A 13,762-nucleotide genomic window follows, 5' to 3' on the forward strand; every position below is an offset into this window, starting at 1 on the left:
ATCAACCTCAAACAAACATGCGCGATATCAGATAGAACAGGCAGCAATACAGCGCCGTATTAAACAGTGCAGGGTGCCAGACAAAATCATAGATCCCGGTTGGGACCAGCACCTTGCGCACCAGCCAGAAAATCGCCAGTGACAAAAGAAGCTCAAAGAATATCGGTGGGAACGACAAACCGAACACCACGATAACGGGAAACAGACTCATGTTGACCTTGATTAGAGAGAGTGCAGGCTACGGTATTTTTCAGCGTGCGCCGCCGCAGGAGAGCAAGAAAAGCCGGGCGAGAGTGGCGACGCCGTTATGTAATTAATAATATATTAACGTAACTGTTATGCTGTTATCTATAATATGTGATCTAAATCACTTTTAAGCCAGAGTGAACAATGGAACGTTTAAAACGCATGTCGGTGTTTGCCAAAGTGGTTGAACTGGGCTCCTTTACCGCCGCCGCCAGGCAGCTGCAAATGAGCGTCTCGTCCATCAGCCAGACGGTGTCAAAACTGGAAGATGAACTGCAGGTCAAGCTGCTCAACCGCAGCACCCGGAGCATCGGATTAACCGAAGCGGGCAAAATTTACTACCAGGGCTGCCGTCGGATGCTGCATGAAGTGCAGGATGTCCACGAGCAGCTTTACGCTTTTAACAACACGCCTATCGGTACGCTACGCATCGGTTGTTCTTCAACTATGGCACAAAATGTCCTCGCCGCCATGACGGCGGATATGCTCAAAGAGTACCCGGGCTTAACTGTAAATCTGGTGACTGGCATACCTGCGCCGGATTTGATCGCAGACGGGCTGGATGTAGTGATCCGCGTCGGCGCACTGCAGGATTCCAGCCTCTTCTCCCGCCGCCTGGGCAGCATGCCGATGGTGGTCTGCGCCTCGAAAAGCTATCTGGCACAGTACGGCGTTCCGGAAAAGCCTGCCGACCTGACGAACCACTCCTGGCTGGAATACAGCGTGCGCCCGGATAACGAGTTTGAACTGATTGCCCCGGAAGGGCTTTCCACGAAGCTACTGCCCGTGGGGCGTTTCGTGACAAACGATCCGATGACCATCTCACGATGGCTGGTGGCGGGTGCCGGCATCGCCTACGTCCCGTTGATGTGGGTGATCAACGAGATCAACAGCGGCGAGCTGGAGATCTTATTCCCGCGCTACCAGTCCGATCCCCGTCCGGTCTACGCGCTGTATACCGAAAAAGATAAGCTGCCGCTGAAGGTGCAGGTCTGTATTAACTATCTGACCGAGTATTTTGTGGACGTGGCGGAACTGTTTCAGGGAATGCGGGGAAGACGTAAAGAGTAGGTTCACCGACCCTCTCCCGCGTGGGGAGAGGGTCAGGGTGCGGGGAAATTACGCGGTGCCGCCCACCGTTAAGCTGTCGACCTTCAGGGTAGGTTGCCCCACGCCAACCGGCAGGCTCTGGCCTTCTTTGCCACACACGCCCACGCCGTTATCGAGCTTCAGATCGTTACCGACCATGGAAATCTGCTGCATGGCTTCAATACCGGAGCCAATCAGGGTCGCGCCCTTCACCGCTTTGGTCACTTTGCCCTTCTCAATCAGATAAGCTTCTGAGGTCGAGAAGACAAACTTACCGGAGGTGATATCCACCTGACCACCGCCAAAGTTTGGCGCGAAGATACCGTAATCAACGGATTCGATAATCTCCTGCGGCGTGGATTGCCCCGGCAGCATATAGGTGTTGGTCATGCGCGGCATCGGCAGGTGCGCGTAAGATTCGCGACGGCCGTTACCCGTTGGCGCCACGCCCATCAGACGCGCGTTGAGCTTGTCCTGCATGTAACCTTTCAGTACGCCGTTTTCGATAAGCACGTTGTACTGGCCCGGCGTTCCTTCGTCGTCGATAGCCACAGAGCCACGACGGTCAACCATAGTACCGTCATCAACCACGGTGCACAGTTCGGAGGAGACGAGCTGCCCTATCTGGCCGCTAAACACCGACGTACCGCGACGGTTGAAGTCGCCTTCCAGACCGTGGCCCACCGCTTCGTGCAGCAGTACGCCCGGCCAGCCAGCACCCAGCACGACCGGGAAGGTCCCCGCCGGCGCGGCCACCGCAGAAAGGTTCACCATTGCCATGCGCACGGCCTCTTTGGCCCACGCATCGGCACGGGCTTCACCGTCAACGTCACCCAGGAACCAGTCATAGCCAAAACGACCGCCGCCGCCGCTGGAGCCGCGTTCACGCTTGCCATCGTCTTCCACCTGCACGCTAATCGAGAGGCGGACCAGAGGACGCACGTCGGCAGCCAGCGTTCCGTCGGTTGCTGCGACGAGGATCAGCTCGTATACACCGCTCAGGCTGGCAGAGACTTCCTGCACGCGTTTGTCCGCAGCGCGGGCCACTTTGTCCACGCGGCGCAGAATATCCAGTTTCTCTTCACGGCTCATGCTCTGCAGCGGATCGAGGCTGGTATAGAGTGCAGAGTGCTGAATTTCATCCAGCGTTTTCACACGGCCATCGCCGGTATCGCGCACGATGGTACGCGCGGCCTGCGCGCTCTGCTCGAGCGCCGCCAGGCTAATCTGGTCGGCATAGGCAAAGCCGGTTTTCTCGCCGCTGACGGCGCGCACACCAACGCCCTGGTCAATGTTATAAGAGCCATCTTTGATGATGCTGTCTTCTAAAACCCAGGATTCGTGATAGCTCGACTGGAAATAGAGATCGCCGTAGTCGAGACGGCGTTCGGTCAGTTGACCAAGAATGGAGAACAGGTCCTGATGGCTCAGGCCGTTCGCTGCGAGCAAATGTTCACTTACCAGGTTCAGACTCATCGTATTGCTACTCGTTCGTTGCCGCTTGGGCGGTAAAAAATTCATATTTATTGAGAGTGAGGCAATTACCCGCCCACGTCAAATCATTGCTGTGCATCTTTGCGCGGCTGGCGCAGCACCTCATTAATCTGCGGTTTATCGATCGGGCCGGTAATGCGGTAGCGCAGAATGGAGACCTTGCTCCACAGCGGCCCCAGCACCTTACTGGCGGCAAACACCGCCGCGCCGACAATCGGGTTCACCACAAAGGCCGCCGCGACGCCCACGGTGGCGGAGATTTCCGGCGCAACCACGGCTTCCATATCCAGTTCGCGGCGCACGAGGTTTACCGAGCCTTTCATGGCAATGTCTGCTTCGAGACCATCCACCAGCGTATCGTCAGTGTGCATCACACCGTCCTTGATCCACGCTGTGCTGCGAATGGAGTCATAGTAGAAACCTTCGCTGAAGGTGTCGCTGAAATCGAAGCGCAGCTTACGCAGCAGGGCATCGAAGCTCAGCAGGCGCAAAATCTGTCCGGCGTGGCCGGTGCTCACGTCCGCAATTTCGCCCTTACCGAAGCGGGTTTTCAGGATGCCGTTCAGAGAGGCCTCGTCTGGCGTCCACGGTGCCGCGCGCCAGTGCAGGTCGTAGTTAACATCAAAGGACGAGCCGCGAAGCGGCGTGCTGATGCCAAAGAAGTTGGCGGCGGCATCCAGCTTATTGCCTTTAATATCGCCCTTCAGCGAGGTGCGCTGTCCGCCAGGATTGTTCACCCACTCGCCCTGCGCCGTCAGGCGGCCAAAGCCGGTATCCACCAGGCCGCCGGTCAAACTCAGCGTATTCCCACGGATAGCGAAATCACCGTCGATGCGGCCATATTTTTGTCCCCACAGCCAGCACTCCGCGCAGCGCAGCTGCAGATCGGGCCAGCCGCTGAAATCCACGCGAGAAGCATTGCTCAGCGGCGGCGTGCTCGCAGACGGCTCTTTTGCCTTCGCCGTGGCAGGGTTGTAATAAAGGTAACGGATCGCCGCCTGCCAGGGGGCGTGATCTCGCATAGTCAGGGTGCCGTTGATCTCCCGTCCCTGCGCCTCAACCTTCGTACCGTTTGCCGCAGGTTGCGAAACGATGCTGAGGTTATTCCACGTTTGCCCGCCCAGCGTTAGCGCTGGCGTGCGCGCGGTGATGGTCTGTGGGATCTGCACGACACCGTTCGCGTTTTGTCCCACGCCTTTCTGGAACAGAGCCAGCCATTCAGCGCCGTCCAGAGGCGGCAGGTTCAGTTCAACGCCCGCCTGCTCAGGCAGCGGAGGCGTGCTTCGGCTGTCCGTCGTCCATATGGCTCTGTCGAGCGTCAGCTTGCGGTTAAGCAGCCAGCGGCTGTTAAAGTGGTTTGTCCCGCCCGCGCTGCCGGTTAAGTCAAAGCTGTTGAGGCCACCCGCCACGTTGATTTTCATCGGCAGCGGCTGCCCGGCTTTTTTGTCCAGCGGGGCAGGCAGCTGACTGCTGATGTTTTTCAGATCGCCGGTGATATCTACGCTATACCGCGCCCCGGCGTGATAAGGCAGCTCAATACCGACCTTGCCACGCCAGTCAACCGCGCCGCCGACCGCACTTTCGATCTGCCGGGGCAGCACGCCCATGCGCGATGGCTGCCAGCTGGCATTCATGTTGACCGCCACCTGGTAGGCTTTCTCACCCTCGGTGGTGGAAAAATCGATATTGATCGGTTGGTTAAACCAGGTGGCGTTGAGCGGCTCGCTCTTGAGGTTGCCGTTTACAAAGCTGAACTGCCCGTTGAGGTTGGTCAGCGTGCTATTCAGCGGCTTGATAAAGAGGCTGTTGTTCTGGAGCCGGACGTCACCTTTAGCGGTCGTCATTTCGCCATCAAGCGGGATGTCCAGATGTAAGCGAGCATTCACATCGCCATCCAGCTGCAGCTGATCGAGCGTTGCCGCCAGCGATTCCTTTAGCGGCGTCCCGTCAAAGTAGGGGCCAACCGCCTTGCCGGGCCCCTTGATGTCCGCATCAATGAGCAGCTTCTCTTTGGAGTAATCCGGGATGTTTGCCGTCAGGTTGCTGGCGGTCACACCGCCCAGCGCCACGCTGTCCGTCTTCATCCACAGCCCGTCATTGAGGAAGTTCAGTTCGATATTGAGATTTTGCAGCGCAGGCCAGTCCGGCTGGAAGGCAAAGGTCGCGTTGTGTAACGGCACCAGCACCTGGAACTGCCCTTCGTTGTGTTTGTATGGGAAGAGATGCGGATTGCCGCCATAAACCAGCGTGGCGTTATCTGCCTGACCGCCCTGGATCGCACCGCTGAGGTAGTCCACCAGCGCTTTGCCCATCAGATTTTCCGGGAAATAACGCCAGGCCTGCGCGCCATCGTCGGTGCTGATCCCCGCCAGAATACCCAGCCATGGCTCTTCGCCTTTAGGCTGCAAATAGCGGAAATCACCGCGCGCATGCACCGCTTTGGCTTTTACATCGATCTGGCGGCCATCCAGCTGAAAGCCTTTATCGTTGTGCAGCCAGTTGAGAACGGCGGAGCCTTTTTCAATCTCAAGCGGAGCACGGAAAACCGTTTCATACGGCATTTTGGCATCGCGCATTTCTGCCGTCAGCCTGCCGTCTTCCACGCTGCCTTCCAGCTTACCGCTAAAATGTTCTGCGCCCGGCAAGAGCTTCCACTGTTTCCAGGCAAGACCGGTCCAGGACGCGAGAAATCGGGTTTTCTCTGTTGCCTGCAGCGGAATGTCCAGCGCCAGCGCGTCTACCGTACCCGTTGGCTGTGTTGCCAGCCAGATGTCACCAAGTTCCGGAGAGAGCTTCGTCGCCATTGAGCGCAGCCCTTCTATCGCCTCCAGATCGAGATTACTGGCACGAATGCGCAGCTCATCGCTGCGTTTACTGTTCGTGCCGCCCACATCCTGCTCCGGCATCCAGGCGAGCGTCAGCGCGCCGCGCGGCCAGGGCTTGCTGTCCATGGTGATACGCGTATCGGGAATGGCAAACTGCCAGCCCCCTTTCACCTGGGTCACATGCGCGGTGAGGTTATCAACGGAGAGCTGATGCGGTTGTTTTTCATCTTTCCAGCTTGCGCCCCCCTGCTTCAGCCAGATATCCCCGCTGGCAAATTCCCCTTTCGTCAGGGTCATCCAGCCTTCCAGGCTAAAACGGGCGGTTTCGAGCTGCATATTTTGCTGGATCCAGTCGCCCAGCCACGGCTTGACGTCCACGTCGTCAGCCTGCAGCCACACTTTGCCGTTGTTTAACAAGCCGTCGTCATCACGCAGATCCATTCGCACCTGCATAACACCGTGCTGCCCGTTAAGGCTCGAGAGGCTCACCTGCCCTTCGGCGCGGTGGCGATCTTTGCCATTGAGCCAGGTCAGCTGGGGGATCGCCAGCGACGAGCGCTGGCCGGAAAGCGTAATGAAGCTCACCTCACTGTCACGCAGATCGAAGTGATCGAACTGGCGCAGGAAAAGATCGCTAAACCGGTTGGTCTCAAGCCCCTTGCTGGAGCCATCGCTGCTGATCGGCGTGTTGGTCAGGAACCTAAGTTGGTAAAAGGTGAGATCGCGGAACTGCCAGCGCAGGTGCAGCAAACTTTGCCAGACGTCCAGCGCCAGGGTGACACGTTTAATTTTGAGGTAGCCGCCGTCTTTCAGGCTGGCATTGATATCCCGCACGTCCAGCGTCGGGCCAAAGTTTTGCCAGCTGGCGCTGATCTGGCTGACATCCACCGGCACCCCGGTGGAGGATTCGATTTTCGCCAGCAGCTGCGGACGCCAGCTGTCCAGATGCGGTAAGACGAGACGCAGCCCGCTCACGAGCAACGCGACAATCACGACGAGCGTTGCCCCTGTAAGCAGTAAAATCCCCGGCAATCGCCTCACGCGTCTCTCCTTGTCAGCCTTTATTCTCGCAGCGCATCGCGCCTTACATCATGACTACGTCAAATTGCTCCTGATTGTAGAGCGGTTCAATTTGCACTTTGACCTGCTTGCCGACAAAAATTTCCACTTCTGCCAGCGCGTGGGACTCTTCGCCTTTGAGCGCTTCCGCCACCGAAGGGGAAGCATAGACCAGAAAACGGTCGGAGTCGTAGGCGTGATGAACGCGGACAATTTCACGCATGATTTCGTAGCAGACGGTCTCCACCGTCTTTACCGTGCCGCGTCCATGACAGGTAGGACACTCGTTACACAGCACATGTTCCACGCTTTCACGGGTCCGTTTCCGGGTCATTTCCACCAGACCCAGCTGCGAGAAGCCGTTGATGCTGGTTTTTACGCGGTCTTTGCTCAGCGCCTGCTCCAGGGAATGCAGCACGCGGCGGCGGTGATCCTCATTATTCATATCGATAAAGTCGATGATGATAATGCCGCCCAGATTGCGCAGACGAAGCTGGCGGGCAATGGCCTGCGTCGCTTCGATGTTGGTGTTGAAGATGGTGTCATCCAGGTTGCGATGGCCGACAAACGCCCCGGTGTTGATGTCAACAGTGGTCATGGCTTCGGTCTGATCGATGATCAGATAGCCGCCGGATTTCAGCTCCACCTTACGCTCAAGCGCGCGCTGGATTTCGTTTTCGACGTCAAAGAGATCGAAAATCGGCTGACGCCCGGTATAGTGCTCCAGCAGGCCCGGCATTTCAGGGATGTATTCGGCGGTAAACTCCAGCAGCGCTTCGTAGGTCAGACGGGAGTCCACGCGAATGCGGTCGAGCTGCGCATCGGCGAAATCACGCAGTACGCGCTGGGCAAGCGCCAGCTCACCGTAAAGCTGATAGCGGGTCTGGTTGCGTTTTTTACGCTCCATCACCTTGGTCCAGACGCGCTTAAGATAGGCCGCATCGGAGGCCAGATCCTCTTCGCTGATCCCTTCCGCTGCGGTACGGATGATAAACCCACCCTGCTCGTCGCAGTAGGCGCTGACCACCTTTTTCAGGCGCTCGCGCTCGCTTTCGCTCTCAATACGCTGCGACACCCCGACGTGCGAGGCACCCGGCATAAAGACCAGATAGCGGGAAGGTAAGGTGATGTCGGTGGTCAAACGCGCGCCTTTGGTGCCGAGCGGATCTTTCACCACCTGCACCATCAGGTCCTGGCCCTGGCGCACCAGCTCAGAAATATCGCGTACGGCAAACTGCTTCTGTTCTTCGCCCGCCACGCACTCGGTGTGCGGCATGATGTCGGAGGCGTGCAGAAACGCGGCCTTATCGAGTCCAATATCTACAAAAGCCGCCTGCATACCCGGCAGTACGCGACTGACCCGACCTTTGTAGATATTGCCTACTATTCCGCGTCGCGCCTCACGCTCAATGTGAATTTCCTGAAGAATGCCACCATCAATGTAGGCCACACGGGTTTCCGAGGGCGTTACGTTTACCAACAATTCAGCCGTCATAATTATCCCTTCCCTCACGCAGTGAGTTAAAATTGCTCAGCAACTCATACGTTTCCACCAGCGGTAAGCCGACTACGGCGTGATAGCTGCCATTAATCTTCCTGACAAAACAGCCACCCAACCCTTGAATACCGTATGCACCTGCTTTATCCATCGGTTCACCGCTCGCGATATAGGCGGCGATCTCGTCATCGGTAAGCACTCTGAACGTGACGTCCGTCACCACCAGGCAATCCAGCACATCCTGACTGTCGGCCAGTGCGACCGCCGTCATGACCTGATGCGTTTGCCCGGACATGTTGCGCAGCATGCGCGCCGCATGGTCCGCGTCGTGCGGTTTCTCAAGCACTTCACCGTTCAGGATGACGATGGTATCGGCACCCAACACCGGAAGATCGTGCGGCACTTGCGCCACGCCAGCCTGCGCTTTTTCTCGCGCCAGGCGGCAAACGTACTGCTGAGCGCTTTCGCCCTCTGCACGTTTCTCTTCGATACCCGTAACGATGCGCTCGAAGGAGATGCCCAACTGCGTGAGCAACTCCTGACGACGCGGTGAACCAGAAGCAAGATAGACAGACGTCATAGAAACCTTTTATTGCACGGCAAACTGCTGGCGAATTTTACGCATCAGCAGGAACAGCCATGGCCAGAGCACACCGTTTACTACACTACTCCAGAACACTTCCGGTCGGAAAGAGACGTTGATCACTAAAAACTCTGCCCAGAAAACAACAACATCCGCAGCGAGCGACAGCAACATCACCACCAGCGCCTGTTGCCAGAGCGCGAGATTACGAAAAAGCTGGAATTTAAGCGCGACGAGATACGCGATAATGCTCATGGATAAGGCACGCACGCCAAGCGTAGAGCCGCTAATGAGATCCAGTATGGCACCCATCACAAAACCCGTGCCGACATTTACGCGGTGCGGCAGGGCCAGGATCCAGTAGAGCAGAATGAGCAATACCCAGTTAGGCCGGAAAACGAGGATGTCGTCCGGCCAGGGCATAATCTGCAACAGCAGTGCGATAAGAAATGAGAGCCAGATAACCCAGCGTCCCTGGCTACGATAGCTTGCCACTACTGCCCTCCCGACGAGCGCTGAGGCGGTGGCGGTGCGTCCGGCAGCGGCTGCGTTAAGCCCGTTGCTGGAGCCGGGACGGGCGCAGGCGGCCCCATCGAATCCGGCGAAGGGAGAACCTGCGGCATCATCTGCATAAGACGCTCATTCGCCACGCGATGCACCTCTTCCGGCGTCATCGGATTTGATCCGTTACGATCGGCCCCCCACAGCAGCAGCAGATAGCGCAGACGCTGTAACCCGGCCGTTGGACGCGCCTGAATCACGGTGTAGGCACGTTGCGTATCAAGCCTCACGGAGGAGACCACCGCAACCGGATAGCCCTCAGGGAAACGACCGCCGAGACCTGACGTCACCAGCACATCGCCCACACGGATATCCGTATTGGCTGGCAGATGTTCAAGCTGCAGATCGTCCGTGCAGCCGTTACCGGCCGCGATCACGCGGATATCATTACGCAGCACCTGAATCGGCAGCGCATGGGTCGCATCACAAATCAGCAGCACGCGGCTGGTCAGTTTAGCAACCGCCACCACCTGGCCGACAACGCCCTTATCGCTGATGACCGGCTGACCTTCATAGACGCCGTTAACGCTACCTTTATCGATAACAACCTGATCGCTGTAAGGATCGTTGACGGTTGAGATCACCTGGGTGACCATTTTCTGCTCATCCTGACGCAGCGGCGAGCCAAGCAGTTCACGCAGTCGCGCGTTTTCCTGCTTATATTGACCCAGCATTAACAGCTCGCTGTTTTTCAGCAGCAGTTCCTGGCGTAACGCCCGGTTTTCGAGTTCGAGTTGGTCACGCGAAGACAGCGTTTGCGAAACGGAGTCGAGTAATTCACGGGGACCATTTGATATAAAGTAGAAAGGACTGACGGCGGTATCCATGTACGTTCTGATCTGGCTGAACGTACCGAGGCGGCTATCGGCAATAATGACCCCAAGCGCAACCAGCACCGCCAGGATAAGGCGAAACTGTAGCGATGGGCCACGGCTAAAAATTGGCTTCATAGGCTATGCGTCTTCTCGCGTCAGAGAGAAAGGGTAGCCATTTGCTACCCTTTCACACCCGACTACTCTTCGCTGAACAAGTCGCCGCCGTGCATGTCGATCATTTCCAGCGCCTTGCCACCACCACGGGCGACGCAAGTCAGTGGATCTTCTGCAACTACGACAGGAATACCTGTCTCTTCCATCAACAGGCGGTCGAGGTTACGCAGCAGCGCACCACCACCGGTCAGCACCATACCGCGCTCGGAGATATCAGACGCCAGTTCTGGTGGGCACTGTTCCAGCGCAACCATCACCGCGCTCACGATACCGGTTAGCGGCTCTTGCAGCGCTTCGAGGATTTCGTTGGAGTTCAGGGTAAAGCCGCGTGGAACGCCTTCTGCCAGGTTACGACCACGCACTTCGATCTCACGCACTTCATCGCCTGGGTAAGCAGAACCGATTTCGTGTTTGATACGTTCTGCGGTGGCTTCACCGATCAGGGAACCGTAGTTACGGCGCACATAATTAATAATGGCTTCGTCGAAACGGTCGCCCCCGATACGCACGGAAGAGGAGTACACCACACCGTTCAGGGAGATCACGGCCACTTCAGTGGTACCGCCACCGATATCCACAACCATGGAACCGGTCGCTTCAGAAACCGGCAGGCCTGCACCGATAGCTGCCGCCATAGGTTCTTCAATCAGGAACACTTCACGCGCGCCTGCACCCTGAGCGGATTCACGGATTGCGCGACGTTCTACCTGGGTTGCGCCAACCGGCACACACACCAGAACACGCGGGCTTGGACGCATGAAGCTGTTGCTGTGAACCTGCTTGATGAAGTGCTGAAGCATTTTTTCAGTCACAAAGAAGTCAGCAATAACGCCGTCTTTCATTGGGCGGATCGCGGCGATGTTGCCTGGGGTACGGCCCAGCATTTGCTTCGCATCATGACCGACTGCAGCGACGCTTTTTGGCGAGCCGGCACGATCCTGACGAATGGCCACAACGGAAGGCTCATTCAGTACGATGCCTTGTCCTTTTACATAAATAAGGGTATTCGCGGTACCCAGGTCAATGGACAGGTCATTTGAAAACATGCCACGAAATTTTTTCAACATACTAAGGGATAATCCTGAAAGCTGGGGCGGAATACAAAATCCGCTTACTTTACCAACCACACGTAGCAGCGACAAGGCGCAAAAATCGTCAGCTACGGTGAAAATTAGTGCAGTACGTTTCCTTTGTTACAAATTCATCCCCTGAATCCCTCAGGGCTGAGTAAACAGTAGCGTCCTCACTTGCATTTGTAACCCGTTAAAGGTCGTTCACTGGCTTCTGCTCGTCATACTCAAAGCTACAGGCGCGATATTCTACGTGAAAACTGATTAAACGGCAGGTCAAACAGAGTATCTTTGCAAATATTTTTTCACATTGGTGTCAAGCGGCTGAGAGGCGGCAAAAAAATCACCCTGACCACCTGCAACCCCGCGCTCTGTCAACATCTGCCATTCACCCCGCGAGCGCACGCCAGCGGCAAATACCTGTGTTTGTGTTCCCTTACACGCTTCCACCAGGCTCTGTACCAGCAGCTGGTTTTCCGTGCGTTTTTCAATATTCCTTACCAGCCCCGGATGCAGCTTCAGTAGCTCGGCACCCAGCTCCTTGATCCAGCTGGTACTGACCAGCGTCAGGCCCGCCTGCGTCACCGCGACGCGAGCACCAAGCGCATTGATTAACCGTACCACAGGACGTAACCGGCTGATGTGTTGACCTACATCTGCCTCTGCAAGTTCAAAAATAATGCGTTTACGTTGCGATTTTTCGCATTGCATTAACGTATCGCGTAGCCAGCGCTGAAAACGCGGGCGGATCAGTGACTCAACGGTGACCTGTAATGCCAGGTTTTCCTCGGGCCAGAACGACAGGAACGGGATCAGGCGAGAGATTTGCTGGCGGTCGTACTCTTCGGACAGGCCAAACTGCAGCACCATCGGCAAGTATTCGGCGGAGATGACCTCTTCCGTGCCGTCAAAAATACGGCACATCAGCTCGCGATGATGAACCAGGCCATTTTTCATAACCGCCGGTTTTTGGTATATACGCGGCCCGCCGCGACTTAACATCTGCTCGATCAGCGTACGCCAGCGCACGTTGCCGCGCCCTTTTTCCGGCAGCGAATCATCATAAATCGCCCAGCCGTTCGCCCCCTGCAGGACCGCATTGCGGGTTGCCGCTTCCGCATGTTCCATCACCTGTTCGGTTGCCTGCCCGCCGCGCCATGCGCAGATGCCAATGTGCACCATATCGTCTCTGTCGAACAACTTGCTTTGCGGCAAGGCATCGACGGCTTTCAGCAGTTGGCTGGCAATACTCTCTGACTCTTTCAGCGTGCGATGGGGAAGCAACACGGCGAAATCACTGCGGTGATAGCGCGCCAGAAGCGAACCGGGGTAGCGCATAATAAAGGTTGAGAGCAGGTTGATGAGCGTAAAGAGATTCTCTTCCGCCGCGCGGCGGCCCCAGGTATCGCGCAGCAGATCGAAATCAGGCAGGCGAATCATCATCACCACCCCGTGCGCCCCTACCTTTTCAGCATCATCCAGCAGCGTGGCCAGCTGATTATCAAAGAAGAGACGGTTATTCAGGCCCGTTTTGTTATCCTGCGCGGCGTAGGAGCGGATCAAGGTATCCATGCGGCTACGCTGATCGCTGGCGAACTGAATTTCAGACAGCAGCACGTCCAGCGCGCTGCTGGTGCGTGTCGGCCATTCATAGACCGAACCGCGCACCTGCGGACCGCGTTCGCCGTTCAGTATTCGTACCGAACGGTTCTCCAGCAGCTCCTGGCCCGAGAGCTGACGACGCAGCCAGCGCACGGCGAGAAAAATCAACACCACGATAAAGCCAACGGCCATGGTCAGCGGCGCGGTGGTCATCAACGAGCGGAAGTAATTGGACATCGGGTCCAGGTAGACCATCCTGATGGTCATGCCGGGATGTTTGAGCGAATTAACCGCCACCTCCCGGTACTGATTCACCGTGCCGGCAGGCCGATAGCTTGTTTGTCGGGCATGGCTAAAAACCGTTTTTTTGCCCTGGGTGATATCGATCTGAACAATATCTACCGGCACCATCAGCTCGTCCAGCTCGCGCGACAGCGCCGGGAGCGAGGTGGTAATCAGACGGGTATCAATGACCGATGCCACCGACTGAACGCGATTGACCAGCTTATCCTGAATGGCATTGTAAAAGCTCAGGGAACAGCCAATCAGCGTGACGAAGATGGTGAGCCCCGTCAGCAGCGTGATAAACGCTGAAAATTTCGTGGTTAATCGCATCCTTGAGATTACTCCGTGGGTTGATGGAATAGCGAGTAAGCGCTAACTTGCATTTGAGATGCGACATACTACCAAACCTGGCCTATCTGGCAATTTATTGCGTTAAATCGGCATAACGTTTCGTTGTGCGA

10 protein-coding genes are annotated in these 13,762 nt (G+C 56.7%); 1 reads left to right on the plus strand and 9 read right to left on the minus strand.

All coding sequences use genetic code 11. The features are described 5' to 3' along the window. Window positions 1-7: 7 nt before the first annotated feature. The gene (gene aaeX, locus FFS28_RS17060; protein WP_003860416.1) at window positions 8-211 is read right to left on the minus strand and encodes a p-hydroxybenzoic acid efflux pump operon protein AaeX; all 204 of its coding nucleotides are present in this window, start codon (window positions 209-211) and stop codon (window positions 8-10) included. A 179-nt stretch (window positions 212-390) separates the two neighbouring features. On the opposite strand from aaeX, the gene aaeR reads away from it, so the two are divergent. Next, a complete protein-coding gene (aaeR, locus tag FFS28_RS17065; protein WP_042322147.1) occupies window positions 391-1,317 on the plus strand; it encodes an HTH-type transcriptional activator AaeR in 927 nt (308 codons plus the stop codon). 48 nt (window positions 1,318-1,365) lie between these two features. Here the strand turns inward: aaeR and tldD are convergent, their stop codons facing one another. From tldD to csrD, 8 genes are all read right to left on the minus strand, one after another. Then, complete coding sequence (tldD, locus tag FFS28_RS17070) at window positions 1,366-2,811, minus strand: metalloprotease TldD (RefSeq protein ID WP_137903533.1); 1,446 nt, start codon at window positions 2,809-2,811, stop codon at window positions 1,366-1,368. Between the two features lie 83 nt (window positions 2,812-2,894). Beyond that, the gene (gene yhdP, locus FFS28_RS17075) at window positions 2,895-6,695 is read right to left on the minus strand and encodes an AsmA2 domain-containing protein YhdP (protein ID WP_137903534.1); all 3,801 of its coding nucleotides are present in this window, start codon (window positions 6,693-6,695) and stop codon (window positions 2,895-2,897) included. 43 nt (window positions 6,696-6,738) lie between these two features. Continuing rightward, complete coding sequence (rng, locus tag FFS28_RS17080; RefSeq protein ID WP_006178848.1) at window positions 6,739-8,208, minus strand: ribonuclease G; 1,470 nt, start codon at window positions 8,206-8,208, stop codon at window positions 6,739-6,741. Then, entirely contained in the window at window positions 8,198-8,791 is a 594-nt protein-coding gene (locus FFS28_RS17085) for a Maf family protein (RefSeq protein WP_006178849.1), read from the minus strand. The genes rng and FFS28_RS17085 overlap by 11 nt, the downstream gene beginning before the upstream one ends. Before the next feature lie 9 nt (window positions 8,792-8,800). Beyond that, complete coding sequence (gene mreD / locus FFS28_RS17090) at window positions 8,801-9,289, minus strand: rod shape-determining protein MreD (RefSeq protein ID WP_006178850.1); 489 nt, start codon at window positions 9,287-9,289, stop codon at window positions 8,801-8,803. Next, window positions 9,289-10,305, minus strand: coding sequence for a rod shape-determining protein MreC (mreC, locus tag FFS28_RS17095; protein WP_006178851.1), 1,017 nt, complete (start codon window positions 10,303-10,305; stop codon window positions 9,289-9,291). The genes mreD and mreC overlap by 1 nt, the downstream gene beginning before the upstream one ends. 62 nt (window positions 10,306-10,367) lie before the next feature. Beyond that, entirely contained in the window at window positions 10,368-11,411 is a 1,044-nt protein-coding gene (gene mreB, locus FFS28_RS17100) for a rod shape-determining protein MreB (RefSeq protein ID WP_000913396.1), read from the minus strand. Window positions 11,412-11,690: 279 nt separating this feature from the next. Next, window positions 11,691-13,631, minus strand: a complete 1,941-nt coding sequence (csrD, locus tag FFS28_RS17105; protein WP_137903535.1) for an RNase E specificity factor CsrD — start codon at window positions 13,629-13,631, stop codon at window positions 11,691-11,693. Window positions 13,632-13,762 lie beyond the last annotated feature (131 nt).

Origin of the sequence: Enterobacter sp. 2VL (genome assembly GCF_005503595.1) — a bacterium.
GTDB classification, from domain to species: Bacteria; Pseudomonadota; Gammaproteobacteria; order Enterobacterales; family Enterobacteriaceae; genus Enterobacter; species Enterobacter cancerogenus.

Excerpts from the sequence above, each read along its gene's own strand:
- aaeX (WP_003860416.1), bottom strand. The coding sequence starts at position 211 with ATGAGTCTGTTTCCCGTTATCGTGGTGTTCGGTTTGTCGTTCCCACCG.
- aaeR (WP_042322147.1), top strand. The coding sequence starts at position 391 with ATGGAACGTTTAAAACGCATGTCGGTGTTTGCCAAAGTGGTTGAACTG.
- tldD (WP_137903533.1), bottom strand. The coding sequence starts at position 2,811 with ATGAGTCTGAACCTGGTAAGTGAACATTTGCTCGCAGCGAACGGCCTG.
- rng (WP_006178848.1), bottom strand. The coding sequence starts at position 8,208 with ATGACGGCTGAATTGTTGGTAAACGTAACGCCCTCGGAAACCCGTGTG.
- FFS28_RS17085 (WP_006178849.1), bottom strand. The coding sequence starts at position 8,791 with ATGACGTCTGTCTATCTTGCTTCTGGTTCACCGCGTCGTCAGGAGTTG.
- mreC (WP_006178851.1), bottom strand. The coding sequence starts at position 10,305 with ATGAAGCCAATTTTTAGCCGTGGCCCATCGCTACAGTTTCGCCTTATC.
- mreB (WP_000913396.1), bottom strand. The coding sequence starts at position 11,411 with ATGTTGAAAAAATTTCGTGGCATGTTTTCAAATGACCTGTCCATTGAC.
- csrD (WP_137903535.1), bottom strand. The coding sequence starts at position 13,631 with ATGCGATTAACCACGAAATTTTCAGCGTTTATCACGCTGCTGACGGGG.